The organism is Meridianimaribacter sp. CL38 (assembly GCF_004328055.1).
GTDB lineage: Bacteria > Bacteroidota > Bacteroidia > Flavobacteriales > Flavobacteriaceae > Gaetbulibacter_B > Gaetbulibacter_B jejuensis.
The window spans coordinates 620,779-646,036 of the sequence record NZ_QKWS01000001.1 but is presented as its reverse complement, the minus strand read 5'-3'; the positions used below and the strand labels follow the sequence as shown (position 1 = coordinate 646,036).

The window sequence follows — 25,258 nt, the reverse complement described above, 5'->3', positions numbered from 1 at the left end:
ATGTTGCATTATGTATTACAAACTATAGCGTTTCAATTATTCTTTTTGCTCATCTACGATGTGTTTTTAAAAAAGGAAACTTTCTTTAATTGGAACAGGTTTTACTTGTTATCGACTGCGATACTTTCAGTGGTATTACCATTTATTAAATTTAAAAGTATAAGAGACATCGTTCCAGAGCAGTTTGTTATTCAATTGCCTGAAGTTATTTTAGGTAAAGTCGAAGAAAAACAATCAGTAATTGATGTTTTTATTGCTCAACCACAACAAACAGTTGAACCTGTTCTTACTTGGTCTTGGAGTATGCTGCTATATGCAGGAATGTGTATTGCAGCTCTACTGTTTATGGTTAAGTTGATTAAACTTCTAGTTCTATTTTACAAAAACCCAAAACGTTGGAAAGGCAATTTGCTAATCGTTAATTTATTGAATAGTAATGCGGCATTTTCATTTTTTAATTATGTGTTTTTAGGCGAAAAAATACAGTCAAAAGAGCAAAAAACGATTCTACAGCACGAGCTTGTTCATGTTCAGGAAAAGCATACTATCGATTTGTTGTTTTTTGAAGCACTAAGGATTGCGTTTTGGTTTAACCCATTAGTGTATATGTATCAAGCTAGAATAGTTGAGTTACACGAGTTCATTGCAGATTATAAAGCACTACAGCATCACGATAAAAAGGAATACTATGAAAACTTATTGGCTCAGGTTTTCGAGACCAAAAACATTTCTTTCATAAACCCATTTTTTAAACAAGCATTAATCAAAAAACGAATAGTCATGTTAAGTAAATCAAAATCAAAACAAATCCATTTATTCAAGTACACATTATTATTGCCAATGGTTTTTGGAATGCTTATGTACACATCGTCATATTCACAAGACCCAAAGTCAACAACTAAAACCACTCATGAAGATACGTCTACGAAAGATATGACTGATGATGAATTGGTTCAAAAGTATTATGATGAGTTGGAAGAGTTAGGTGCTTCTAGTGGTAATTCTGCTGAAATATTTAAAGAATATATGCCTAAAACTGATAAATATATTCTTACTAGAGAAGAGTATGCAAAAAGAGCAGCATTCTTTAAGTTTTTGACCGATAAGGAAATTGAGGGTAAACAAAAAGACGGAAGTTTGACCCAAGAAGATATTGAAAGAAGTGAAAAAAGCTTTCCTAAACATAAAACTTATGAAGATTATTTAGAATATAAGAAGACTGATGAGGCTAAGTTAAGCTGGGAGAGTAACACCAAAGATGGCATTTTACGATTGGTAGTTGATGACTTTAAAAACATGACAGCTGCTGAGCAAAAACGTTATGATAAAAAAATGAAAATGATTCAAAATGACGATTACTTCAATACGCTGATGATTGTTACAAAAAACACAATATTAAAAATGCAAGTAAATGATATTGACGGCAAAAAAATACCAAACCCAGGTAATGAAAATGATGAGGTTATAGTTGAGCATGTTGAAGAAACCATTGAAGTACCATTTGCTGTTATTGATGAAGCGCCTACATTTACTTTTTGTGAGACTTTATCAACTCGAGAGGAGAAGAGAAAGTGCATGAGCGACAATATTGCTGAGCATGTCAATAAAAATTTCAACACAAATATTGCAAAGGAAAAAGGACTTACAGGAAGACAGCGTATCAATGTTATTTTTAAAATAGATAAAGATGGTACTGTAAAAGATGTTGCAGCAAGAGCACCACATCCAGCTTTAGAAGAAGAAGCAAAGCGTGTTGTAAAAACATTGCCAACGTTTATACCAGGAAAGCAAAAAGGAAAAACTGTAGTAGTGCCTTATAGTTTGCCAATTTTATTTCAAGTGTCAGATAATGATAATCAAAATGAAGTAAATAGTGCTCAAGACCAAAAAGAGTATATCAAGGAGTTAAAAGAACAATTTAAGAATGCTGATGAAGTGCCATTTGCAGTGGTTGATGAGATTCCTATGTTAGCGTCTTGTGAAAATTTAGCAACACAAGATGAAAAGAAAAAATGCATAAGTAATAATGTCGCTAAGCATGTCAATGAAAACTTCAACATAAATGTTGCAAAGGAAAAAGGACTTAAAGGACAACAGCGTATCAATGTCATTTTTAAAATAGATAAAGATGGTACTGTAAAAGAGGTAAAAGCTAGAGCATCGCATCCTGCATTGGAAGAAGAAGCAATACGTGCTATAAAAACATTGCCAAAATTTATTCCTGGAAAGCAAAACGGAAAAGTTGTAAAAGTTGCCTATAGCTTACCAATACTATTTCAAGTCAATGAATAAAGCTCTTTTAATCCTAATAGTATTAATTACATTAAAAACCGAAGCTCAAACTTCGGTTTTACAGCATGCAGATAGTTTGTACTTAAACGGTAACTATAGTAAAGCTATTGAGCAATACAAAACACTGAGTAAAACTGAGGAGGTGTTTGATAAAATTGCAAAAGCCTACATTGCAATAGGAAATTATGACGCTGCTTTAGAGTATTACCAAAAAAGTTTAGAGGCAAATCCTGATGATGCACTTGTAAAATACGAATACGCCAAATTACTTTCAAAGACCAAGAAGTTTAAAGAAGCTTCAACTCAATTTAATGAGTTAGTATATATAGATTACAAAAATCCGAATTACCATTATGAATTAGGTTTAGTACTCGAAGCTTTAAACGATTCAACTGCAATGAATAGGTTTCGTTCTGCTTATGATTTGGATCAAACCCATCAAAAAGCCATTTATAAAATTGCACGATCCTATGTGAAAAAACGTGCTTATGAACAAGCAGAATATTTTATAAACAAAGGCTTGGAAAGCTATGAGAACAATGTAAGTCTTATCAGCTTAAAAGCGCAAAACTATTATAACAAAGACGATTACAAAAACTCAAAAATCTGGTTTCAAAAATTAGTGCAACTTGGAGAATCTTCAGAGTTTATTCATGTGAAATTAAGTGTTATTCATGCTGAACTTTCAGAATATGAAGAAGCCATTGAGCAACGAAAACGTGCATTAAACTTTAATCCTTACGATTCTAACGGATTATTTCTTATAGGAACATATTATGAGCGTTTAAACGATTATGAGAATGCTGAAAAGTATATTTTACAATGCTTAAAGTTAAAAGATGTGCCATTGGATTATGAATATCAAAAATTGGGTACAATCTATAATCGTCAACAAAAGTATAAAGAAGCTATTGCAAGCTTTCAAACTGCTTTAAAAGAAAATCCAGACAATATCAACTCAGCATTTTATATGGTTGTTTCAAAAGACAAATATTATGCTGATACTGATGCTAAAATTAAACTCTACGAAGATTTTAAAACCCAATATCCTGAGAGTTTTTATGTAAAGCTAGCCAATATGCGTTTACAAGAGCTCAAAGAAGAAAAGTTTATGAATGAAGATTAAATACCAAAAAAATTGTACTTTTCGGCTTCAGTAGTATATTAATGAAGCACTTATTCTTTATTTTTTGTGTTTTTACGTTGGTGTCTTGCGACTATTTTGATAAACAGAAGATTTCTACAGAAGAAATTCTTCAGGAAGAGTTGCAAACCTTCAACTGGAATGATGTTGATGAGTATCCTACATTTGCATCGTGCGACACCACTTCTGGTAAGGCAAACAAAAAAAACTGCTTTGAAACCACACTACGAAACATACTAAACGAAAACCTTTCAAAACATAACATTGTAGTTTCTGAAGACGTTAATGATACTGTTATTTTAAAAATTAAAATAGATAGCAAAGGTCAATTCACTATTGAAGACATTAAAAGTTCTTATGTCACACGTCAACAAATTCCTGAGTTGGATAGTCTGTTAACTCATAGTTTTGATTCGTTGCCAAAAATATATCCAGCAATAAAACGCAGTCAACAGGTAACGACTCAATTTAATCTTCCTGTAATAGTTAGTATCAATTAAAACCGAATTGCTAGCTTTCGCATTAAGCGTAAAATTTCAACATACAACCAAATTAGAGTCACTAGAAGTCCCCAAGTAGCAAGCCATTCTTTATATTTTGGCGCTTTGTTTTTATGACGTTCTATAAAATCAAAATCCAACAATAATGAAAACGAAGCTACAATTGCTGCAACTACATTAAAAATAATGGCAACCCAAGAAGTTCCCCAAATAAACGATTTGATACCAAAAAAGCCTAAAATAAACGAAATTATATACACCAAAAATATACTTGCAGCAGCTGTGATAATTACACTTCTAAGTTGTTTGGTAACTACAATAATTCGTGTTTGGTATAAGATGAGCATTACAAAAAAAGTTACAATGGTAACACCAATAGCTTGATAAGGCATTTCAGGAAATTTAACTCTTACATAAGCCGAAAAACCGCCTAAAAAACAACCTTTGGTTATGGAGTAAATAGGCACTAAAATATGTGCCCAATTGTTCTTGTAAGAAATCATTACACTTACAATTATTGAAGCAATCATACCACCAAGTGTAAACCAGCTTACATCCATTCCATCTTCATGAAGTTTCCAAACTCCAGCTGTAACTGCAGCAATAACCAATATGGATAACATGGATTTTACAAAAATCCCTGAAACAGTCATTTTTGCTTCAGGCTTTTTGTTGTCGTCCCAAAAATAAGGTGTAAAGGCAGGGTTAGAGGTTTTAAAATTTGATAATTTCATTTACAGCGTAAACTTGTAACCCAATGTAAAATCAGTTGGGAAATTGTCGTTAGTGTCTAAATCTAAAGCAAATAATTGATTAAACCCAAATGTAATATAACCATTGCCCACTTTGTAATCGGCACCTAGTCCAAAAATAAAAGGCGCATTAAAAGAGGTGTCGCTTTCTTCAATAACGTCATCTTCAGTAGCGACTGTAACTTTACTAAAGTTGAGTGTTGCAAATTTTACATTGCCATAAATACTTAAGTTTGAAATATTAATAGCTCTCCATCTGTAGCCTAAAGAAAACTCGGTTGAGGTGTATTCTAAATCATTGTTTTTAAGAACTTGTCTAAGTTGTAAAAACCCAGAGTGTATAGGTTTTTCAGCATTAGTAATCACTTCTAGTTCGGTCCCAAAAACAGGAGATTTTAAATTGTCAGGGTTTGGAACAAATGGATTGTTGGTAATACCACCAAAAACACCTAAACGTAGTTCGAGTTTGTTCTTTTTAAGTTGCGTTTGGTAAGACACGTCAGACGTACTGTTGTACATATCAATAAAGTCTTTAAGGCTGCCAAGTGTGAGTTTTACCTTATCAGTTGATAAACCATAATCTTCCATGACATTGTTTAGCGTGGTTTTATACTCTTCTTGGTATTTGTTATTGTCACCTTTGGTGTTTTTTAATTCTAAGATGGTGTTGTTTTGAGTCCTCACAAAATAACGGTATTTACCATCAACAGTTGCCCAAAGTAAATCCAGATTTCCATCAATTTCAGTCTTTAACTCTAGGGTTTCACCATTTACAGTGTAGGTGTCTTGAGCACTCATTGAAGCATAACTTAACAAGATGCAGAGAATAGCGACTAATTTTTTCATCAGGATTTAGGATTATAGTTTAGTAAATCTAACAAAAATAAATGATAAAACATCATTTTCGGTATGCTCTTTCTTTCCACTTATATCCTTTAAAAACAGATGTAAAGGCCACAAAAACACTAAAAAAAGGATATAAAAAACAGCCAAAGATATATGAAAACAAAGTATGTTCTTGGTTAAAAAATCGAGCGCTTTTAAAAATGAGAAGAAAGTCTATGCAAAACTTTATAACAAACACATAAACCAACACTTTATAAGAAACAACTCCTGAAATGGCAAATAGTAGATAACAAAGCAATGCAGCATTCATTGTAAAAATGACCAATCCTGAAAGTTTTCCAAAAACATTACGATAGTTACTTGTTTTTGCTGCCCAACGAACGCGTTGTGCAAATAAACTGGTTATGCTATTTTCAGGGATTGTAGTTACAACAGCTTTATCACATTTTAAATACTTTACTTGCGTTTGAGGATGGTTAATAGCTTTTTCTAAAAGAAAAATATCATCACCACTAGCAATGGTATTGTTGCCTTGATAACCGTTAACAGTATTAAAAAAGTTTGTTTTAAAACCTAAGTTGGCACCATTACTCAAAAATGGTTTGTTGATACCAAAACCACCAATAGTTGCTCCTTGCAGACTTAAAATTTCAAGTAATTGAAAGCGTTTAAAAAATGTATTACAATGGCTAAGCGTTACTGGAGCTACAATAAAATCGGGTTGACGCTCTTGTATAAAACAATCAAAACTATCAAGCCAATATATAGGTAAAACGCAATCAGCATCTGTGGTAATAATCCAAGGGTGTTTTGCTTGTGAAATGGCTAATGTAATAGCATCTTTTTTTGGAGAGTTTGAACTGCGAATGTTTTTTATTAAGCTTATGTTTAGTTTCGATTTTTTTTGAAACGCATTAATGAGTGCTACTGAATTGTCTTCAGAATCGTCATCAATAAAAATAATTTCAAAATGTGCTTTTGAGTAATTTAGTGTTGAAATGGACTGTAATAAAGCAGGTAAGTTTTCAGCTTCATTTCTAAAAGGAATAAGTATTGAAAACCTGTTTTCTGGTGTAATATCTTTTAAAGTAAATTCATTCACTTTGTCAAAGCCTAAAATCAGGCTTCCAATTAAAGCTAGATATAGGATCACAATAATAAGTGCTATTAAACTCATCTGTTTGTGGTGTTTTTAGGTAGTTTAAAATTTAGGACATAATAGCTTCCAAATACACTCGGAATGACAAAATTCAACAACCACATTAACGATACAATACATAAAATAGTAAACTCATTTACACCAACAATAGAAAACAAATACACAGCAACACTCCCTTTTATTACTACGTCAAAAATAAAAATGGAAGGAATGATAGAGGCTAATAGGTACATGCTTGTAATTACAATCATAGCATTACTGTAGTGTACATTTACTCCAAAAATAGTGAGCAGAAAATAGAACTGAAATGAGAAAATTGCATACCTAATTATAGAAAGTAAAAACCCTTTAACTAAAACAGTTTTTGGTAAATAGATGATAAAATGAATGATCTTTTGTAGCGTATTTCCTTTTATCTTGAATGTTTTATGCTTAGCTCCAAAAAGGGTTAACACTATTACTAAAAGTATAATAAACAAGAACCTTGATACTTTAAGGTAATTGATGTCCAGGTTGTAGTTTAATTTAAAAAAGATAAGACCAGCAATACCAAAAAGTACTGTAACTGTCATTTGCATCATATTGCCAACAAGGTTTAATAGTGCAATTCGATTTATAAATGCTTTAGTATAGTAAGCTGCTTTAGCTCCATATTCACCAATTCGGTTAGGTGTAATTAATGATGCTGTTAACGAACCTAAGGTTTGCTCAAGTGCATTTTTAAAGGTTATTTTTTTTATGGAATCGACTAAAGTTTGCCATTTTACAATTTCAAAAAACCAATTAAAAATGCTTAAAATGATTAAAAAAGTAATATTTTTTGCTGAAAACGACTTGTTTTCGGATAAAAATCGAGTAAAATCGTTAAAATCTAAATACTCATTATCTGTCAGTTTTTTATAAATAAAATAAAATGCGCCAACAACTATGCTTAATTTAATAAGCACAACAAAGAATTGCTTAGTTTTGTAAGAAAGCGTTCCTAGAAGCATATTACAAATAAAACCAATTAGACTATGACCTCAAATTTTAAACATATAAAATCACTCTTAGTATGTGTGTTTATGGTGTTTGTTACAGCAACACTTACAGCGCAACGAGATACTAACAAATGGAAAGCACAATTGGCACTTGGGTTTAACAATCCGTCGCAGTCAGGTTTTGTGGCTGATTTTGAGAGTAAGCCTATAAATTTTCCGACAGTGAATTTAGGAATTCAACACATGTTTAAATCGCAGTTGGGAGCAAAGGTTGATTTTGGATTTAACCGATTTTCAAGTGAAGATAGTTCGCCAGAATTTAAAACCAATTACACAAGACTTAATTTACAAGTGGTCTACGATCCATCCGAAACCCTTACGTTTCTTCCAGAGCGAATGGGACTTGTAGCACACGCAGGACCTGGATGTTCGTTTGTGAAACCGCTTGGTAATTATTCAGGAAACGATGTGTCGTTTTTAAATGCAATGGCAGGCTTGGAAGTGCATTATGCTTTTAACAGACGTATGTCTTTTTACACAGATGTGTCATACATTTTAGGTTTTGGAAAGGATTTTGACCCAATTACTGAAGGTTATGGTGCTTTTAACGGAAATTTACTAACGGTAACTTTTGGTATAACCTTTTCATTAAGTGGTTGTCAATATTGTTAATACATGAGTAAAGAAAAAATTATATTAGGTATTGATCCTGGAACAACAATTATGGGTTTTGGACTTATAAAAGTTGTTGGAAAGACTATGCAGTTTTTGCAGTTGAACGAATTGGATTTAAAAAAATACGACGACCATTATTTAAAACTGAAGCTCATTTTTGAACGGACCATTGAACTAATTGAAACCCACCATCCTGATGAAATTGCTATTGAAGCTCCTTTTTTTGGGAAAAACGTACAAAGTATGTTAAAATTAGGTAGAGCTCAAGGTGTTGCTATGGCAGCAGGTTTATCTAGAGAAGTACCAATTACTGAGTATTCACCAAAGAAAATTAAAATGGCAATTACAGGAAATGGTAATGCCAGTAAAGAACAAGTAGCTAAAATGCTACAAAGTACTTTAGGTTTAAAAACGTTACCTAAAAACCTAGATGCAACCGATGGTTTAGCAGCTGCAGTTTGTCATTTTTACAATGAAGGTAGAGTAGAGGTTGGAAAAAGCTATTCTGGTTGGGCAAGCTTTGTGAAGCAGAACCCTAATAAAGTAAACGGTAAGTAGTGGTTTGTAGAAAAAATGGAATATTGAAATCACATTTCATATTTAAAAAGACTGTATTTTTAATTTGCTTTCTAATAGTTTCTTGTGTTCAATCTAAGATAACACCAGAAATGAGAGAGGGTTTAAAGTTTAATTATAAAGAGACATATCTTTCAGGTACCGAAATCGAAAGTAGAATAACTGTTTCAAGTGTTGGAAATGCTGAAATTTCAAAATTCACTTTCTTGCATGAGGGTTATGGTTGTCCAGAATATTTAGGTGGTTACTATCAGAAAAATGATACATTATACTTGTGTTTTCAAAACATGAATCCTGATTCTAAAAAATTAAAATGCGTTGACTATTTTAAGTTAAGTTACGAAATAGACAATCAGTATTTGAATTATAAATATTTAAAGAAAAAAGAGATTCATTAATTGCCAACTACCACTGAAAACTGAGGACTAAATGAGCGGAATCTACATTCATATACCATTTTGCAAGCAAGCTTGTCACTATTGCGATTTTCATTTTTCTACATCGTTAAAGCAAGAAGATAAAATGTTGTCAGCTCTTAAAGTGGAACTCATTTTGCGTAAAAACGAAATGAAAAATACCACAATAGAGACCATTTATTTTGGTGGTGGAACTCCAAGCATTTTAAAAGTTGAAGATATTGAATGGCTTATTGGCTTGATAAAGATAGATTATCAGGTTTCTGAAACTGCCGAAATTACTCTTGAAGCAAATCCTGATGATTTAAATCTGGAGTATTTAAAAGCATTGTCAAAAAGTTCTGTAAATAGATTGAGTATAGGCATTCAGTCTTTTTTTGAAGATGATTTAAAGCTAATGAATCGTGCTCATAATGCTAATGAAGCTAAAACCTGTTTAGAGCAAGCAACACAATATTTTAATAATATTTCTATCGATTTAATTTATGGAATTCCAGGGTTAACCAATGAACGTTGGATTGAAAATATTGACACTGCATTAGAGTTTAATATTCCTCATATTTCAAGCTACGCTTTAACCGTAGAACCTAAAACAGCTTTGGAACATTTCATAAAAAAAGGTATTATAGCCAATGTTGACGATGATTTGGCTAATGAGCAGTTTCATATATTAATTGAAAAACTAAACCAAAATGGGTTTGTGCATTACGAACTTTCAAACTTTGGAAAAGAAGGTTTCTTTAGTAGAAATAATTCTGCCTATTGGCAAGGAAAACCTTATTTAGGCATAGGTCCTTCAGCACATTCGTTTGATGGAGCCACTAGAGGCTGGAACATAAATAACAATTCAAAATACATTAAATCAATATTAAATCACGAACTACCAATAGAAATCGAAACCCTAACAGTAACTGATGCATACAACGAATATGTTATGACTGGGTTGCGTACTATTTGGGGAGTGTCTTTAGATAAAGTTGAACGTGATTTTGGTAAAGACTACAAAAGCTATCTTTTGAGTCAAGCAGATAACCATTTAAAAAATGAATTGTTGTATATTGAAGAAAACAAATTGTTAGTCACCAAAAAAGGAAAATTTTTAAGCGATGGCATCGCTTCAGACTTATTTAAAATAAACACATAAATGATTGCAAGCATACAATACAACTCAAACAAATATAAAATAGATTTTTCACAACCAATTGACATATCCATACCGTTAATTGCCTCAAAACAAAATGTAAATGCGTGGTATATTGATGAACCAAAAATTGAGCCTGTTCAAATAGAAGATTGGATTGCTAGTGTAGCTAAAGGGTCGCCTGTTAATTTTAATAACATTCAGTTTAACCCGCATGCTCATGGCACACATACTGAGTGTGTAGGACACATTACAAAAAAAGTACACTCTATAAACCAAAACCTTAATCAATTCTTTTTTTTAGCTGAAGTTATAACAGTCGCGCCAGAAAAATTGAATGATGATTTTGTGATTTCTAAAAAGCAAGTGCAATTTGCATTAGGAAACAAAAAAAGAGATGCAGTAGTCATAAGAACCATACCAAATACCAAAGAAAAACTGTCAATGCAGTATTCTAATACAAACCCAACGTATTTGCTTGAGGAGACTGCTAATTATTTAAAAAAGAAAGGCGTTAAGCACTTACTTATCGACTTGCCAAGTGTAGATAAAGAAAAGGACGAAGGTAAGCTGTTGGCTCATAATGCATTTTGGAATACCACAGGAAAACTAAGGTTAGATGCAACTATAACTGAGTTTATTTTTGTGCCTAATAATGTGGTAGATGGTACTTACTTTTTAAACCTGCAAATAGCACCTTTTGAAAACGATGCTACACCAAGTAAACCTGTTTTGTATGAAGTTATTAACTAATATTAAGCTACAATTAAAAATTGAAGAATTGGCAATGTTTGCCTTAGGAATTTTTGCTTTTAACCAGCTTACTTATGCTTGGTGGTGGTTTTTGGTATTGATTTTACTTCCAGACGTTGGTGCGTTAGGATACTATGTTAACACTAAGGTTGGAGCTATTAGTTATAATATTTTTCACAATAAAGCAGTTGCAATACTTGTGTATTTTATTGGCATGTATTTTGAAAGTGAACCTCTAAAACTTACAGGTGTTATTTTATTTTCACATGCCTCAATGGATAGAATTTTTGGCTATGGATTAAAATTTCCCGATTCATTTAAGAACACTCATTTGGGTAGTATAGGAAAAGATTAATTATGGAAACATTCTTTATAATCATTATTAGCATTTTGGTAACCTTGGCTATTGTAACTATAGTAAAGCAATTTCAAATTAAAAAGCGTACAAATTCACAATCGGTTATACTCTTAGATAAAATAAAAAAAGTGTGCAAGTTTATTACTGTTGAAGGTGATTTTGCCGAAATTTATCATTACGAAGATGTAAAAGAACGCTTTCTAAAACTAGTTACAAGTAAAAAGAAAGCACTCGTGGTTATCAACGCCAAAGCACATGTTGGATTTGATTTGTCAAAAATAAAAATGGAATCGGATACTAAAACAAAAACCGTAAAGTTGTATCATTTTCCACAACCTGAAGTGCTAAGTGTTGAAACCGATTTAAATTATTACGATAAAAAAGATGGTATGTTCAATAAGTTTGAAGCTTCTGATTTAACTGAGTTGCACAACGAAGCAAAAATTCATATTATGAACAAAGTGCCAGAAAGCGGACTGTTTAATGTCGCAAAACAAGAAGCGCTTGAGGCCATTTCATTAATTGAAAATATCGTGCAAACCATTGGTTGGTCGTTAGACTATTCTGCATTAAAAATTGAAGACAACAACGTTAAACAAATTTCATGATTTTGAAAACTGTCAGGAATAACATTTATTATTATATAAAATGTTCAGTATACGCGTTTGGCGCTTTATTAACAGTTTTTTCAAGTTTAAAATATGGTTTAGTATCAAGTCATACACCACCAATAGGTTTTATAATACCTTTATTTATTGTTATTTTAGCTTCTACGTGGATAATAGTTGATTGGGTATTATTTAATGTTTTAAATCGGAAAATTGATTTTAACTATAAAATTCACTACTTAGCGATTATTATAAACCTTATCTTTCTTTTATATATACTTTATTCCAAATGAACATAGATCAACTACGTAATCACTGTTTAAAGAAGAAAGGCGTCACTGAAGATTTTCCTTTTGATGAACACACCTTAGTGTTTAAGGTTTTAGGTAAAATGTTTGCTTTGGTAGGACTTGAAAAATGGGAGTCAGGTAATCGCTTCATTAATTTAAAGTGCGATCCTGAGTATGCTCAAGAGTTAAGAGCTGAGTACGATAGTATTTATCCAGGATACCATATGAGCAAAGTGCATTGGAACTCTGTTGAGCTCAATTCAGGTGAGATTTCTGCAGCATTTCTATTTGAACTCATTGATCATTCTTATGATATGGTAGTTAAGGGAATGACTAAAAAAATGAGAGAGCAGTTAAACTAGTCAATTTCATTCGTCGACACTTAAATTCCATTCGTCGACACTTAATCACCCTCAAACGAATTAAAAGATACAAATATTAAGTATTAATTTATTTTGCAGATTAATATTAATTATTTGACATGAAAACCCTCAATGTTTTACTTATAGAAGACGATATGATTGAAGTAATGAAGCTTAATAGAGCTTCTAGCTCACTTCAACTAAATCATAAAATAAGAGAAGCTAATAATGGTGAAGAAGCCTTAAAACTTCTTGAGCAAAAAGATAATCTTCCTGATATCATTTTGTTGGATCTTAACATGCCTAAAATTAACGGTATTGAGTTTTTAAAAATCCTTAAAAATGATGATAGACTTAAATATATTCCTACTATAATTCTTACAACCTCTAATAATCAACGAGATTTACTGGAGTGTTACAAAATTGGAATTGCTGGCTATGTTTTAAAACCATTAAAATATGAAGATTATGTTTCTAAAATTGAAAAATTATTAGCATATTGGAGTATTAACGAATTAATTACAGCATAGTGAAAGGAATAATTTTTACAGAGTTTTTAGAGTTAGTTGAAGAAAAATTTGGTTTAGTTATGGTTGATAAAATCATAAACCAATCAAATTTAGAATCAAACGGTGTTTACACTGCAGTTGGAACCTATGAGTTTTCAGAGATGCTTCAACTTATTTCGCATTTAAGTGAAAACACTGACATCTCTGTAGATGATTTACTAATGGTGTATTCTGAACATTTGTTTAAAGCCCTAATAAAATCGCACCCAAACTTAGTTGAACACTACAAAGACCCAATGGATTTGTTAGCTTCTATAGAAAATCACATTCATGTTGAGGTCAAGAAAATTTACCCTGAAGCACAATTACCTACGTTTGAATTAGAAGAAAAAACCGACACCAAAATGGTAATGGTTTATAAATCTGATAAGGCATTGTATATGCTAGGGAAAGGATTAATGTTAGAAACCTTTAAACTGTTTAAAGTACCAGCTGAAATTGATTTTGAAAAGCTTAATGAAGAAGGTACAGAAGTAAGGTTTACCATTAATAAAAAACAATGAGTCAAGAAGAAATAGAGATTCTTAAAAGAGCACTTGCAAGAGAAAAGGCTGCACGAAAAGCAGCCGAAGAAATCCTAGAACAAAAGTCTGCTCAACTCTATGATACTACCCAAAAACTACAAGAATCTAATAAAAAACTCGAAAAGCTTGTTAAAGAAAAAACACTAGAACTTAAAGGTGTTTTTGAAAACATTGTTGATGCCTATGTGGTAATGGACCTATGGGGAAATGTCATTAAAATGAATGATGCTGCAATAAATTTACTAGGCTTCAATAATGAAAAAGACAATTTAAATCTATTAGAACTAGCAGACCCATCAGAAGTTGATAATGTCATGAACAGTTTTGAAGCCTTAATTACTGAAGGTTCAATTACAAACTTTCAAATAAAACTGAACACTAAAAATGGAGAACAAAAGCTAGTTCAAATCAACGCAAGTATCATTTTAAATGATGACAATAAACCTGTAGCAGCTCAAGGAATAGTAAGAGATATTACTTTGGAAAATAAGTATAGATCAGCTATTGAAGCCGAAAAACAAAAGTATAGTAGTATTATTGCTAACATGAATTTAGGTCTTGTGGAGGTGAATAATGATGATGAAATTCAAATGATTAACCAGAGTTTTTCTGAAATGTCTGGGTATACTGAAGAAGAACTAAAAGGTAAAAAAGGAGGACTTATTTTTCCTGTTGAAGGTGGGACTGATGTTATTGCAGAGGAAAACATTAAGCGTTTAAAAGGAGAGTCGAACTCATACGAAATAAAAGTAAAAACTAAACAAGGCAATATAAGGCATTGGCTAATTAGTGGAGCTCCAAATTATGATATAAATGGAGATGTCATTGGTTCAATAGGAATTCATCTAGATATTACTGACCTTAAAAGCTTACAATTACAAAAGGAAAACCTTTTATCTAAATTAGAAAAAAGTAACAATGAGCTTCAAGAGTATGCTCACATAGTATCTCACGATTTAAAATCTCCTCTAAGAAGTATAGATGCTTTAATGCAATGGATTAAAGAAGATAATAAAGATAAGCTTGATGAGGCAAGTCTTCAAAATATAAGTCATATTGAAACCACTTTGGAAAAAATGGAACAACTCATTTCCGATGTTTTAGAATATTCTAGTGTTGGTTCAGATGATAAAGAAAAAATTGATGTAAATTTAAGCGAAGTTGTTAATGAGCTGTGTCAAATACTATATGTTCCAAAACATATAAATATTTCTGTGGCTAATAAGTTACCTGTTGTAAAAGGAGATAAAGTAAAACTGCAGCAATTGTTTCAAAACTTAATTAGCAATGCTGTAAAGTTCATTGATAAACCAAAAGGAGAAATTCATATTAATGTTAAAGACGTAGGAGAATTTTATCAGTTTTCAGTGTCTGATAATGGTATAGGAATTGAAAAACAATATCACGATAAAATTTTTAAAATCTTTCATTCGTTAAACAAAAGTAAAGACTCAACTGGTGTTGGTTTATCTATTGTAAAAAAGATTGTCAATTTACACGAAGGTGAAATATGGTTAGAAAGTGAGCCCAAAAAAGGAACCACATTTTATTTCACATTAAAAAAATAATATGAAAACAGTACAGTTAAGAAAACAACAAGACCAAGGATGGGAATATCTTTCAAATGATGTAACATTAAAACAACCTTTGGTTTTAGTGTTTGGTAATAGATTTTTATTAGAAGATGAAGGGATTTACGATGAGCTTCGTCAAAAATTCCCAGATGGTCATCTCGTATTTGGTTCAACCAGTGGAGATATAACTTCTCAATTTGTTTCAGATGATAGCATAACTGTAACAGCAATTGAGTTTGAAAGAAGCACATTTCAAATAAAAAGGAGCAACGTGCTAAATTCAGATTTGGACAGTTTTAAAACAGGACAAGATCTAGTAAATCAGTTCGACCAAGAAGGATTAAAACACGTTTTCGTAATTTCAGAAGGTAGTTTTATAAACGGAAGCCAGCTTACTAAAGGTATGAATGCAGCAAGTGATAATGAGTTGCTTGTTACAGGAGGTTTATGTGGTGATGCTGCACGTTTTGAAAAAACACTAGCATCATACAATGAAAACCCTAAGCAAGGAGAAATAATTGCTATTGGTTTTTATGGCGAAACTTTTGAAGCTTCATTTGCAATTCATGGAGGTTGGACACCTTTTGGACCAGAACGTGTAGTAACTTCGTCAGAGTCTAATGTGTTGTTTGAGCTAGATGGTCAACCAGCTTTAGATTTGTATAAAAAGTATTTAGGTGAAAAATCTAAAGAGTTACCAGCAGCAGCATTGTTGTATCCGCTTAATGTGTTGTCTGCCAACGAAAAGCAGTCTTACGTGCGTACTATTTTAAATATTGATGAAGAAACTAACGCTATGGTTTTAGCAGGTGATATTCCTGAGAATTCTAGAGTACAGTTAATGATGACTAATGTAGATAATATTGCAAATGCATCAGAATTGGCTGCTAAACAAGCAATTGAAAAACGAAAAACAAAACCTCAATTAGCATTACTAGTTAGTTGTATTGGTAGAAAACTTGTATTAGACCAACGTGTTGAGGAAGAGATTGAAGAAGTAGTTTCAATAGTTGGAGACGATACAACAATTTGTGGTTTTTACTCTTATGGAGAAATAGCGCCTTTTAATCTTGAAATTAACTGTCAATTACATAATCAAACCATGACTATAACGCTAATAAGCGAATAATGAATTCATTACTAAAACGTCAAATAAGAAAATACTTAACTGAAGAATTAGCCTCAGATGAAAAAATAGAACAGTTTTTAGATGCTGTTGATAGGTCATACACCAACTTTGATGAGCAGTTTAATATGCAACAGCGTGCAATGACCATTAGCTCTGATGAACTGTTTGAAGCTAATCAAAAACTAAGGGAAGAAGCTGAATCTCAAAAAAATATTATAGACAAGCTTAAGCGAGTTACAAAAACCTTTAAAGGTCTAGTGGATAATACTTCTAGTGAGAGTGAAACTAATAATGATTTGGATGAACTAAAACTTGTTGATTTTATTGATAATCAAGCAAGAGAAATTTTGGAAATTAATAAGCAGCGAGAAAAATTATTAAAGGAGTTAGAGCACCAAAACCAAGAACTTAGTGATTATGCACATATGGTATCTCATGATTTAAAATCTCCTCTTCGCAGTATTGATACACTTGTATCTTGGTTAATAGAAGATAATAAAGACAAACTAGACGCTCATTGTAATTCTCAACTTAACTTGGTAAGAGCCAATGTTGAAAAAATGGACACGCTTATCAATGGAATTTTACAATACTCAACCATTTCGAAAAGTGAAGTAGAGTTTTATGATGTAGATTTAAAAAATCTAGTAAACGAGTTGGTTTCGGTTATGCATTTACCTGGAAATTTCAAGGTTAAAGTAAACCATTTACCACAGATTTATGGAGACAAAAGCAGATTGATTCAATTATTTCAAAACCTTATTGATAATGCTGTTAAGTATAACGACAAAGAAAATGGTTTTGTGGAATTAGGTGCTTTAGATAAAGGCGAACACTGGGAGTTTTATGTCAAGGATAATGGTATAGGTATTGATGAGCAGTATCATGATAAGATATTTAACACTTTTGAAAAACTTGAAAACAGTGTGGATTCAACAGGAATAGGATTGTCAATAGTAAAAAAGATTGTAGAAATTTATGGAGGTGAAATATGGTTAACCTCTAAACTTAATGAAGGAACCACATTCTTTTTCACCTTAAAAAAACAACTAGATGGAGCAGCCTAATTTATCTTACATAGCAAGTATGTCAGGAGGAGACAAAGCCTTTGAGCAAAAGCTAATAGATATTATAAAAACAGAGTTTCCTGAAGAAAAGCGCATTTATTTTAATAACATAAACGCTAATAATTTTAAGGAGGCTGCCGAAAACGTTCATAAACTTAAACATAAAATTAGTATTTTAGGACTTGAAAAAAGTTATGATGTTGCTGTAACCTATGAGCATAACCTTATAGAAAGTAGCACAACAGGTAAAGAAGATTTTGAATCTATCTTACAAATCATGACAGAGTTTTTAGAGACCCTATAACCTAATTTTATGAATTGTATAATTATTGACGACGAAGCTACTGCACGAGTTATCATTTCGCAGTTATGTAGTAATATTTCTAGTTTAAACGTTCTAGAAGAATTTCCTAATGCTATACAAGCCATAAAATATTTAAATCAAAACGAAGTCGATTTGATTTTTTTAGATATTCATATGCCTGATTTTACTGGTTTTGATTTTATACAAACTCTAAAAAATCCTCCAAAAATAATACTTACCACTTCAGATCCTAAATTTGCTATTGAAGCTTTTGAGTATGATTGTATTGTTGATTATTTAGTTAAACCTATTACACCTGAACGTTTTCAAAAAGCCATTTTAAAAGCTGAAAGCGTAGCAAGTACAGCACCTAAAAAGTCTGATGCTAATACAGAAAAAGTAGAAACAACTTCAGGTAACGACTTGTATGTAAATATTGATAGGCGTTTAATTAAGATTGATATTCCAAGCATATATTTGGTTGAAGCCAAAGGCGATTACATTAATGTAAAAACCGAAGACAAAAACTATACAGTACATTCTACCTTAAAAAAAATTGAAGAAAAACTACCTAACGATTTGTTCTTGAAAATACATCGTTCTTATATCATTAACGTTGATAAAATTATTGATATAGAAGATAATAGCGTACTTATTAAAAAAGATGTAATTCCGGTAAGTCGTTCTAATAGACCGGAATTAATGAAACGTCTTAACTTGCTTTAAATTCCATTCGTCTACAGTAAATTTTTACTCGTCGAAAAATAATCTTTACACCTTAACAACAGTATAGTTTTGTGGTATAAATCTATTATATCATGAAAAAACTACTACTATTATTATGTTTATGTTTGAGTGCTACAATCAACGCTCAAAACTATCAATATTTAGGATCTTACAGCGCAAATGGAGTTCCAGATTATTTAGAACCTATGGGAGACACCGTTGATGTTGCTACATTAGAAATGATTAGCAGTTCTTTACCTGAAAGTTATCCTGTACCAGATTACAATCCGCATTACATTTCATCAGGATATGATACCGATTTAATTATTGATGATTTAGCAGATGTTTGGGTAACATTTGTTAGCGAAGGTGCAGGTTATAAAAATGTTTTAGGTTTTTATACGTACGATGTAAACAATCCACCAGCTACTGCGCCTCAACCAGAAGACATTACTATTATTTTTCCTAACGTGTCAGCATTAGGTAGTGGTGGCGGATTAGTAGTAGGAGATAAAGTGAAAATAGGAACATTTCAACCAGGAACAGGAATTGGTTGGGTGTTGTTGGCAAATGCTTGGAGCTCTGGTAGTAGTTCTGTTGGAAATGGTTTATGGCAATTATTTTCAAATCCAGATTATAACCCTGAAGCTCAAGAAAATTTAAGACACCATAATGTGTTACTAAACGATCCAAATAATGAGCGTATTATTCTTGGTTTTGAAGACATAAGAAGAGATTATGGCTCTTGTGATAACGATTTTAACGATGCTATTTTTTATGTGTCAGCAAATCCATATGAGGCATTAAGAACAACAAATTATGCAGATGTTTCAAGTGCAACTGATGTGTCTTCAGCTAATGATGGCGGACTTGAAAGTAATGGTAATTTAGCAGGTTTAATTGCTAAAAGAAACTTTAAAAGAACTAAAACAGGTCAAGTTCAAAATAGAAAAGTGCAGCAAGCACCATTTGTTAAGCAACAAATACTGTACAGATCTAGTACAAACACACCAACACTAGAGTCTTATTTGCCAGAAACAGGTATGTACGGAACAGAAACTGCTTATGTGTCTAGTCCAGAAGATTTACTAGGTGTAACAAACGCATCAGAAATATTTTCAGTAGATTTTTATAAAGAAGAAACTAGAGTTTCTGCAGTTTTAGCAACTGCAACAGAAGGTAGTATTTATGATCACTCAAAGGTGATTTGTGATAGATTAAATAGTTCATCTCTAGAAGATGTTAGAACTGTAACTGTAAGAGGTCATCAAATTATAAGTTCAAAAATAAAAAGAGCTACAGGAGAAACAGAGTTTACTTTAAGCTTTTCAGTAAAGTTAGGTGATGCAGCTAATGAATTATATAGCTTTTGGAATATAGCACAATACCCAGAAGGCGATTATTATAACTTCCAAATTTGGGGTAGTTCATTCTCACAAGTGTTTTCAATAGGAAATCACATTATTGATACTTTAACAGCTGAAAAGCCTTTAAATAGTGAAACTTTAAGCGATGTAGTTCCTCCAGTATTTGTGAGTTCAGGATATTACAGTAATGGTGCTTTACACTTAAATATCATTAACAAAGTCAGTGCATCATCATTTACATTCAATGGTAGTATTGCAGCAACAGAAGTGTCTGATAGAACAAATATGACACAAGCAATAAGCTTAAATGGAGATTGGAATGATTCGGTTTCTATACAAACAGGAAGTTTATTTGATATTGGGTTCTCTTTAACTACAAGTGCATCAACACAACAAGACGCGTTATACCTAGCTGATGGACCTTGGGGAGTTGACTATCTTGAAGAGTATGCAACAGTAGATACATTTTTTGTAGACAATCAAGCAATAGATTATACTGATGATGCTTATGAAGTTGAAAGACAACCTATGGTTTCTGGTCAAGTAAAGGGTAATGTAAATTTATTCAGACACGTGTTACCAGGAGATCAAACACTAGATGTAACCGAGTATTCAGCATTAAAATTCAATATAACTAACAATATGCCAATAGAAATTGTATTAATGCAAGAAAACCTGCAAGATTGGAATAATAGATTCAGATACACCATTCCAGAAAATCAAAACGAAACAACTTATACAATTTCTTTTTCTGATTTTGTAGATAGTAATGGCGTATCAGCTACTATAGATGATGTGAAAACAATAGTGTTTTCGGTAATAGGAGATTATGCAAGTTATGCACCTTTCAGTATTGGAGTTAATGGACTAGAATTTAGACAAGAGGCAGAAACATTAGACTTAGAAACATATGAAGAGGAAACTCTAAATAATACTGTAACTGCTATACCAAATCCAATGACTGTAAACACATCTATTCAGTTTATGGCTAATCAAAATGAGACTGTGCAATTTGTAATGTACAACCAGTTAGGTAAGCAGGTATACTACATGAATAGTAATGTTTCACAAGGAAAAAATGTAATTAACATAAATAGAAACAATTTAAGCTCTGGTTTGTATTTCTGTAAAGTAATAAGCAAAACACAAACCTATGATACTTTGAAGCTGCTTATCAAGTAGTCCCTGATTATTAGCAAGAAGATTAGGCAAAAGACGAAAGTTTTTTGCCTTTTCGTTTATATAGCATTTAGTCTCTAAACAACGGTTTATCAAAAAGTAACCATTTAAAACGTATGCCTATTTCGGTAAAAGTAAAACCAGCAGCAGTTGTTGATGCAATATTACTTCGTGTTCCAAATATATTTGCCAAACAACGATCAGAAAAACTATAACCTAACTTACCTTGTACTCTATAAGTACTTTGGCTTTTGTTGTTTTCTATAAACTGTAAACCTGTTGCAGCAGTAAGTTCATAAAACCATTCTTTAGGCTTTGTAATAGCTTCATCTTTAATGATGTTTACAAATACTTCACCAGCATTAAACTTTTCAGGAGAAAAATAAACTGTAGGCACTTGGTCTTTAAATGTAATGTATTGGTAGTTTAAACCAGCTTTAAGTGATGGTTTGGGTAAGATGTTATAATACAAAGATGTGAAAAGAAGATTTCTAGTGTTATTGTCATTTTGACTTGTGTAAAAATATTGAGTAAACCATCCTAAATTAAAATTTGTGCTTACGTTATAATTAGCATAAAAGTTATTTTGAACAATTTCTCTATCTAATAATTCGGCATTAAAACTTTGTATTTCGCGTTTGTAGCCAATAGTTAAATCTTGTAATTTATAAGGTTTAATGTTGAAAGAAATATCAGTTAGTAACTGTGTGTAATCACTTGAGTTAGCGTTTGCCGATGTTATACCAGCAGTACCTTTAAAAGTAATAGTTGGTATTAATTGATAGGATAATCCTAAGCTGAAATCGTTTGAAGTTGCTTTGTTATTGGTGGTAGTATTATTGGTGGTTCTGTAATTGTAGTTTCCTAAAATTTTAAATTTTGTTGAAAGAGGGAATTCTAAATTATTACTAAATGCAAAAGCTTCATTGTCGCCATTATCAAAAGAGTAAGACGCTTTTCCTTCGTAAAAAGGCGTGAAATTATTATTAAGTGTTGTTATAAAATTAGTTGCGTCTTTTTGTTTGTTGTAGAATTTTAAAGTGTTTTCAGCAGATGTGTAAGCATCGTCATACTTACCTAAAGCTTTTAATGCATTGGCTTTTCCTAAATTTCCATCAAACGACGTGCTGTCGTTTTGTAAAATGAGATTATAATCGTTTAGACTCTTTTTGAAATCACTTTTATAAATATTAAGTGTTGCTCGAAGTGCTAATATCCAATTCTCATTAGGGTTTGTTTCTATTATAGAATTAATAAGTGTGTTTGCTGGCTTATATTTTTTATTCCAAATAAGCGCCTGAATATAACGTTCTGTAGTTTGCTGTTTTGTTTTTTCGTCAGATGAAGCCTCTAAACTTTTATAGGCTTGAGAGCTTAAAGCTAAAGCCTTTTTTTCTTTTCCATTTAAGTGTGAAACTAGTGACAAACCATTCAATGCTAAAATTTTGTTTTCAGGATTTTTAGATAAAATAGTATAAGTTGCTTCGGCATCTTCTAGTCTGTTAGCAATTAAGTACAGATTAGCTAAATTGAGAAGCGTGTCTTTGTCATCCTTAAAGATTTCTAAATTTTTTTTCAGAATAGCTTCAGCAACATCATAGTTTTGTGCTTGTTGATTTTGGTAAGCATAGCCTAAATGCATGTATTTTTTAGAAGTTAGCGCATTAGGATTGTTGTTAGAAACCTCAAGCGCTTTGTCTACATAAATTAAAGCATTTTCATAATCTTTTAAGTTAGACAAGGTGTTTGCATAACTTAACAAAGCAGGAAAACTTTTAGGGTCTTCTTTAATTAAATCTTTAAAGTAGGGTTTAGCTTGATTAAATTCTTTATTCCAAAGTAAAGATTCACCATAATTTAATTTCACTTCAAAATCGTTAGGATGATCGGCAAGTAAGTTGGTAAAAATAACTTTGGCTTGTTCTGGGTTTCCGTTTAATCCAACTGCTCTTCCAAAACATAAACGCGCTGTTTTGTTATTGGGATATTCTTTTAAAATATGTTTAAAAAAATCTTCAGCTTCATTGTACTTTCCTGTTTCTAAATATGTAAACCCTTCTTGCATGTTTTGCGAGTAGGCAACAATACTACTTATGAAAAAGATAAACAAAACAAAAGGTTTTAGTTTCATGTTTTAGCGTTTAGTTAATTGCAAGTTAAGCATTCGTATTTAATCATTCGTCTACACCAATCGACCACTCACCGAAATTCAACCATTTTACAGTGTTTTCTGAAAGATATTTGTATCAGAAATCAAAAACAAACACACAAAAATAATTGGATTATGGCACTTAGTATTACAAGAAACGAGAAAACATTTGAAGTAAAAGGGAGAATTAATGCTGCAACTGCAAGCTATTTTCAAGCGCATTTTGCAATAGCACTTAATTCAGGAAACGGATTATCGATAGACATCAATAATGTAACCGAAATTGATTCAAACGGAATGAGAGCTTTAAAATCACTTTATGAAAAAGCAGAAGCTTGGAAAAAGCCATTTTACATTTTAGGGAATGGTTGTAAAGAAATTTTTGACGAGTTAAGACTAAAAAACGTAGCCTAAACAAGTTTGATCTTAAAGCCCTAAAGTCATGCAAGCAACTACTACAATAAAAGTTAAAAAAATGTCTCCAGAGCAGCTGTTTATGTTAAGCGTTTTGGCTGTAAACGGAGGAAACTATTTATACAATCTTATTTTAGGTCGTGTTTTAGGACCTGCTCAATTTGCTGATGCCGCAGTATTAATCACTTTTTTGTTGGTGCTATCATTTGTAGCAATGACATTTCAGTTGGTGACTGCTAAATTTTCGGTGATTTTTGAGAATGAAATTTTTAACAGCTTTATAGCTAAAATCTATAAAAATGCCACAATATTTGGTTTAGCATTTGGAGCTTTAATAGTCTTTTTTGCTAAAGACTTACAGGTGGTTTTTAATACATCTTCGTCTAGTATGTTCGTTATTTTTGGTATTGGAGTGCCTTTGTATTTTTTAATGAGTGTAAACAGAGGCGTTTTTCAAGGTAAAAAACAATTTAAAGCATTATCAGTTACTTATCAATCTGAAATGTTGAGTAGACTTCTCATCACGCTAGGTTTAATTTTTTTATTCAACATACAGTCTTCAGTAGTTATTGCTGTGGGTATTTTAATTTCTTTTGGGTTTGGTTTAATACCATTCAAGTTTAAAGGATTCAGCTTTAAATCACCTTATGCAATACCTTCAACATATTCAAAGCAAGTAAAACGTTTTTTCTTAATAACAGCGTTTTATGAATTAACACAAATTATAATCAACAACAGCGACATATTATTGGTTAAGCATTACTTTGAGTCTTATGATGCAGGTCTTTATGCTTCGCTAGCGCTTATAGGTAGAATCGTTTACTTTATAGCTTGGATGTTTGTAATGTTGTTGTTGCCAACTGTAATTCAACTTAAAAAAGAAGGAAAAGAAACAGCACCTATTTTATTTAAATATGTTGGTTACATAGCAACTATTGCAGCTTTGATAATTATTGGTTGTGCTTTGTTTCCTGAAACAACTATTACACTACTATTTGGAGATAGTTATTTAGCAATGGCTCCATTGTTATGGAAGTACGCATTAGCAACAGGACTGTTTGCAATATCAAACTTGTTTGCTTACTACTATTTGTCTCTAGATAGATATGTTCCAGTGGTTATTTCAGGTCTTTTTGGAATGCTTCAAGTAGGTTTAGTCGTATTCTTTCACGACAGTTTAGAACAAGTGGTACACATGCAAATTATAGCCATGGTGTTGCTGCTATTAATTCAAGTTGTATTCTTTGTAATTGATCAAAAAAGACGTTAAAGAAACTTAATCTAAAGCAAATTACCATTCGTCTACAGTAAAAGACGTTCTGTCTAAGATCAACCCTTTTTAGGAAATATAAGCCTCAAATTTGTACTATAATTAAAACACAACAAAAACATCAAAAACTTAAC

Annotated in this window: 26 protein-coding genes; 21 read left to right on the top strand and 5 right to left on the bottom strand. The window is 31.8% G+C overall.

The features are described 5' to 3' along the window. From DMZ43_RS02925 to DMZ43_RS02915, 3 genes are read left to right on the top strand one after another with little or no spacing between them, the layout of a single operon-like run. Positions 1 to 2,292 carry a M56 family metallopeptidase gene (locus DMZ43_RS02925; protein WP_131506149.1) on the top strand — a complete coding sequence of 764 codons (2,292 nt, stop codon included), beginning with the start codon at positions 1 to 3 and terminating at the stop codon, positions 2,290 to 2,292. Continuing rightward, entirely contained in the window at positions 2,285 to 3,418 is a 1,134-nt protein-coding gene (locus DMZ43_RS02920; RefSeq protein ID WP_131506148.1) for a tetratricopeptide repeat protein, read from the top strand. The genes DMZ43_RS02925 and DMZ43_RS02920 overlap by 8 nt, the downstream gene beginning before the upstream one ends. Positions 3,419 to 3,459: 41 nt before the next feature. After that, the gene (locus DMZ43_RS02915) at positions 3,460 to 3,936 is read left to right on the top strand and encodes a hypothetical protein (protein WP_131506147.1); all 477 of its coding nucleotides are present in this window, start codon (positions 3,460 to 3,462) and stop codon (positions 3,934 to 3,936) included. Here the strand turns inward: DMZ43_RS02915 and DMZ43_RS02910 are convergent. From DMZ43_RS02910 to DMZ43_RS02895, 4 genes are read right to left on the bottom strand one after another with little or no spacing between them, the layout of a single operon-like run. Continuing rightward, positions 3,933 to 4,670 carry a Bax inhibitor-1/YccA family protein gene (locus DMZ43_RS02910; RefSeq protein WP_131506146.1) on the bottom strand — a complete coding sequence of 246 codons (738 nt, stop codon included), beginning with the start codon at positions 4,668 to 4,670 and terminating at the stop codon, positions 3,933 to 3,935. The genes DMZ43_RS02915 and DMZ43_RS02910 overlap by 4 nt on opposite strands. After that, entirely contained in the window at positions 4,671 to 5,534 is an 864-nt protein-coding gene (locus DMZ43_RS02905; protein ID WP_131506145.1) for a hypothetical protein, read from the bottom strand. Positions 5,535 to 5,586: 52 nt separating this feature from the next. After that, the gene (locus DMZ43_RS02900) at positions 5,587 to 6,711 is read right to left on the bottom strand and encodes a glycosyltransferase (RefSeq protein WP_131506144.1); all 1,125 of its coding nucleotides are present in this window, start codon (positions 6,709 to 6,711) and stop codon (positions 5,587 to 5,589) included. Then, positions 6,708 to 7,640 carry a lysylphosphatidylglycerol synthase domain-containing protein gene (locus DMZ43_RS02895; protein ID WP_238155760.1) on the bottom strand — a complete coding sequence of 311 codons (933 nt, stop codon included), beginning with the start codon at positions 7,638 to 7,640 and terminating at the stop codon, positions 6,708 to 6,710. The genes DMZ43_RS02900 and DMZ43_RS02895 overlap by 4 nt, the downstream gene beginning before the upstream one ends. Positions 7,641 to 7,709: 69 nt before the next feature. Here DMZ43_RS02895 and DMZ43_RS02890 point away from each other — a divergent pair, with 69 nt between their 5' ends. The 16 genes from DMZ43_RS02890 to DMZ43_RS02815 all read left to right on the top strand — a co-directional run bounded on the left by DMZ43_RS02890 (position 7,710) and on the right by DMZ43_RS02815 (position 21,294). Beyond that, positions 7,710 to 8,345, top strand: coding sequence for an outer membrane beta-barrel protein (locus DMZ43_RS02890; RefSeq protein ID WP_131506142.1), 636 nt, complete (start codon positions 7,710 to 7,712; stop codon positions 8,343 to 8,345). Positions 8,346 to 8,348: 3 nt separating this feature from the next. Beyond that, the gene (gene ruvC, locus DMZ43_RS02885) at positions 8,349 to 8,906 is read left to right on the top strand and encodes a crossover junction endodeoxyribonuclease RuvC (RefSeq protein ID WP_131506141.1); all 558 of its coding nucleotides are present in this window, start codon (positions 8,349 to 8,351) and stop codon (positions 8,904 to 8,906) included. A gap of 110 nt (positions 8,907 to 9,016) precedes the next feature. Further along, complete coding sequence (locus tag DMZ43_RS02880; RefSeq protein ID WP_131506140.1) at positions 9,017 to 9,322, top strand: hypothetical protein; 306 nt, start codon at positions 9,017 to 9,019, stop codon at positions 9,320 to 9,322. A 31-nt stretch (positions 9,323 to 9,353) separates the two neighbouring features. Further along, the gene (gene hemW, locus DMZ43_RS02875; protein ID WP_131506139.1) at positions 9,354 to 10,484 is read left to right on the top strand and encodes a radical SAM family heme chaperone HemW; all 1,131 of its coding nucleotides are present in this window, start codon (positions 9,354 to 9,356) and stop codon (positions 10,482 to 10,484) included. Next, entirely contained in the window at positions 10,485 to 11,234 is a 750-nt protein-coding gene (locus tag DMZ43_RS02870; RefSeq protein ID WP_131506138.1) for a cyclase family protein, read from the top strand. Then, entirely contained in the window at positions 11,218 to 11,589 is a 372-nt protein-coding gene (locus DMZ43_RS02865) for a DUF4260 domain-containing protein (RefSeq protein ID WP_370450254.1), read from the top strand. The genes DMZ43_RS02870 and DMZ43_RS02865 overlap by 17 nt, the downstream gene beginning before the upstream one ends. 2 nt (positions 11,590 to 11,591) lie before the next feature. Further along, positions 11,592 to 12,200 (top strand): DUF4230 domain-containing protein, encoded by a 609-nt coding sequence (locus tag DMZ43_RS02860; protein WP_131506137.1) that lies wholly within the window; start codon positions 11,592 to 11,594, stop codon positions 12,198 to 12,200. 289 nt (positions 12,201 to 12,489) lie between these two features. Then, positions 12,490 to 12,852, top strand: a complete 363-nt coding sequence (locus DMZ43_RS02855; RefSeq protein ID WP_131506136.1) for an MmcQ/YjbR family DNA-binding protein — start codon at positions 12,490 to 12,492, stop codon at positions 12,850 to 12,852. A gap of 119 nt (positions 12,853 to 12,971) precedes the next feature. Beyond that, the gene (locus DMZ43_RS02850; protein WP_131506135.1) at positions 12,972 to 13,382 is read left to right on the top strand and encodes a response regulator; all 411 of its coding nucleotides are present in this window, start codon (positions 12,972 to 12,974) and stop codon (positions 13,380 to 13,382) included. After that, entirely contained in the window at positions 13,382 to 13,924 is a 543-nt protein-coding gene (locus tag DMZ43_RS02845; RefSeq protein WP_131506134.1) for a heme NO-binding domain-containing protein, read from the top strand. Before DMZ43_RS02850 ends, DMZ43_RS02845 begins: the two co-directional genes overlap by 1 nt. Continuing rightward, on the top strand, positions 13,921 to 15,513 hold the full coding sequence (locus DMZ43_RS02840; protein WP_131506133.1) for a PAS domain S-box protein: 1,593 nt from the start codon (positions 13,921 to 13,923) through the stop codon (positions 15,511 to 15,513). Before DMZ43_RS02845 ends, DMZ43_RS02840 begins: the two co-directional genes overlap by 4 nt. Position 15,514: 1 nt before the next feature. Beyond that, on the top strand, positions 15,515 to 16,648 hold the full coding sequence (locus DMZ43_RS02835; protein ID WP_131506132.1) for an FIST signal transduction protein: 1,134 nt from the start codon (positions 15,515 to 15,517) through the stop codon (positions 16,646 to 16,648). Further along, complete coding sequence (locus DMZ43_RS02830; RefSeq protein WP_131506131.1) at positions 16,648 to 17,715, top strand: ATP-binding protein; 1,068 nt, start codon at positions 16,648 to 16,650, stop codon at positions 17,713 to 17,715. The genes DMZ43_RS02835 and DMZ43_RS02830 overlap by 1 nt, the downstream gene beginning before the upstream one ends. Then, positions 17,702 to 18,019, top strand: a complete 318-nt coding sequence (locus DMZ43_RS02825) for an Hpt domain-containing protein (RefSeq protein WP_187347838.1) — start codon at positions 17,702 to 17,704, stop codon at positions 18,017 to 18,019. The genes DMZ43_RS02830 and DMZ43_RS02825 overlap by 14 nt, the downstream gene beginning before the upstream one ends. 9 nt (positions 18,020 to 18,028) lie before the next feature. Further along, complete coding sequence (locus DMZ43_RS02820) at positions 18,029 to 18,745, top strand: LytTR family DNA-binding domain-containing protein (RefSeq protein WP_131506130.1); 717 nt, start codon at positions 18,029 to 18,031, stop codon at positions 18,743 to 18,745. Positions 18,746 to 18,837: 92 nt separating this feature from the next. Then, positions 18,838 to 21,294: a DUF4114 domain-containing protein gene (locus DMZ43_RS02815; RefSeq protein ID WP_131506129.1), complete on the top strand. Its 2,457-nt coding sequence runs from the start codon at positions 18,838 to 18,840 to the stop codon at positions 21,292 to 21,294. Between the two features lie 67 nt (positions 21,295 to 21,361). Here the strand turns inward: DMZ43_RS02815 and DMZ43_RS02810 are convergent, their stop codons facing one another. Next, positions 21,362 to 23,422, bottom strand: a complete 2,061-nt coding sequence (locus DMZ43_RS02810; protein ID WP_131506128.1) for a lipopolysaccharide assembly protein LapB — start codon at positions 23,420 to 23,422, stop codon at positions 21,362 to 21,364. Between the two features lie 153 nt (positions 23,423 to 23,575). Between DMZ43_RS02810 and DMZ43_RS02805 the strand changes: the two genes are divergently transcribed. Further along, entirely contained in the window at positions 23,576 to 23,854 is a 279-nt protein-coding gene (locus DMZ43_RS02805) for an STAS domain-containing protein (protein WP_131506127.1), read from the top strand. Between the two features lie 28 nt (positions 23,855 to 23,882). Then, the gene (locus tag DMZ43_RS02800) at positions 23,883 to 25,124 is read left to right on the top strand and encodes an oligosaccharide flippase family protein (RefSeq protein WP_131506126.1); all 1,242 of its coding nucleotides are present in this window, start codon (positions 23,883 to 23,885) and stop codon (positions 25,122 to 25,124) included. Positions 25,125 to 25,258 lie beyond the last annotated feature (134 nt).

Bases quoted from the DNA above. Each gene is read 5' to 3' on its own strand.
- DMZ43_RS02890 (WP_131506142.1), top strand. From the start codon at position 7,710: ATGACCTCAAATTTTAAACATATAAAATCACTCTTAGTATGTGTGTTT.
- DMZ43_RS02915 (WP_131506147.1), top strand. From the start codon at position 3,460: ATGAAGCACTTATTCTTTATTTTTTGTGTTTTTACGTTGGTGTCTTGC.
- DMZ43_RS02870 (WP_131506138.1), top strand. From the start codon at position 10,485: ATGATTGCAAGCATACAATACAACTCAAACAAATATAAAATAGATTTT.
- DMZ43_RS02865 (WP_370450254.1), top strand. From the start codon at position 11,218: ATGAAGTTATTAACTAATATTAAGCTACAATTAAAAATTGAAGAATTG.
- DMZ43_RS02835 (WP_131506132.1), top strand. From the start codon at position 15,515: ATGAAAACAGTACAGTTAAGAAAACAACAAGACCAAGGATGGGAATAT.
- DMZ43_RS02850 (WP_131506135.1), top strand. From the start codon at position 12,972: ATGAAAACCCTCAATGTTTTACTTATAGAAGACGATATGATTGAAGTA.
- DMZ43_RS02900 (WP_131506144.1), bottom strand. From the start codon at position 6,711: ATGAGTTTAATAGCACTTATTATTGTGATCCTATATCTAGCTTTAATT.
- hemW (WP_131506139.1), top strand. From the start codon at position 9,354: ATGAGCGGAATCTACATTCATATACCATTTTGCAAGCAAGCTTGTCAC.
- DMZ43_RS02815 (WP_131506129.1), top strand. From the start codon at position 18,838: ATGAAAAAACTACTACTATTATTATGTTTATGTTTGAGTGCTACAATC.
- DMZ43_RS02920 (WP_131506148.1), top strand. From the start codon at position 2,285: ATGAATAAAGCTCTTTTAATCCTAATAGTATTAATTACATTAAAAACC.
- ruvC (WP_131506141.1), top strand. From the start codon at position 8,349: ATGAGTAAAGAAAAAATTATATTAGGTATTGATCCTGGAACAACAATT.
- DMZ43_RS02810 (WP_131506128.1), bottom strand. From the start codon at position 23,422: ATGAAACTAAAACCTTTTGTTTTGTTTATCTTTTTCATAAGTAGTATT.
- DMZ43_RS02860 (WP_131506137.1), top strand. From the start codon at position 11,592: ATGGAAACATTCTTTATAATCATTATTAGCATTTTGGTAACCTTGGCT.
- DMZ43_RS02820 (WP_131506130.1), top strand. From the start codon at position 18,029: ATGAATTGTATAATTATTGACGACGAAGCTACTGCACGAGTTATCATT.
- DMZ43_RS02910 (WP_131506146.1), bottom strand. From the start codon at position 4,670: ATGAAATTATCAAATTTTAAAACCTCTAACCCTGCCTTTACACCTTAT.
- DMZ43_RS02830 (WP_131506131.1), top strand. From the start codon at position 16,648: ATGAATTCATTACTAAAACGTCAAATAAGAAAATACTTAACTGAAGAA.
- DMZ43_RS02905 (WP_131506145.1), bottom strand. From the start codon at position 5,534: ATGAAAAAATTAGTCGCTATTCTCTGCATCTTGTTAAGTTATGCTTCA.
- DMZ43_RS02840 (WP_131506133.1), top strand. From the start codon at position 13,921: ATGAGTCAAGAAGAAATAGAGATTCTTAAAAGAGCACTTGCAAGAGAA.
- DMZ43_RS02800 (WP_131506126.1), top strand. From the start codon at position 23,883: ATGCAAGCAACTACTACAATAAAAGTTAAAAAAATGTCTCCAGAGCAG.
- DMZ43_RS02805 (WP_131506127.1), top strand. From the start codon at position 23,576: ATGGCACTTAGTATTACAAGAAACGAGAAAACATTTGAAGTAAAAGGG.
- DMZ43_RS02825 (WP_187347838.1), top strand. From the start codon at position 17,702: ATGGAGCAGCCTAATTTATCTTACATAGCAAGTATGTCAGGAGGAGAC.
- DMZ43_RS02880 (WP_131506140.1), top strand. From the start codon at position 9,017: ATGAGAGAGGGTTTAAAGTTTAATTATAAAGAGACATATCTTTCAGGT.
- DMZ43_RS02925 (WP_131506149.1), top strand. From the start codon at position 1: ATGTTGCATTATGTATTACAAACTATAGCGTTTCAATTATTCTTTTTG.
- DMZ43_RS02855 (WP_131506136.1), top strand. From the start codon at position 12,490: ATGAACATAGATCAACTACGTAATCACTGTTTAAAGAAGAAAGGCGTC.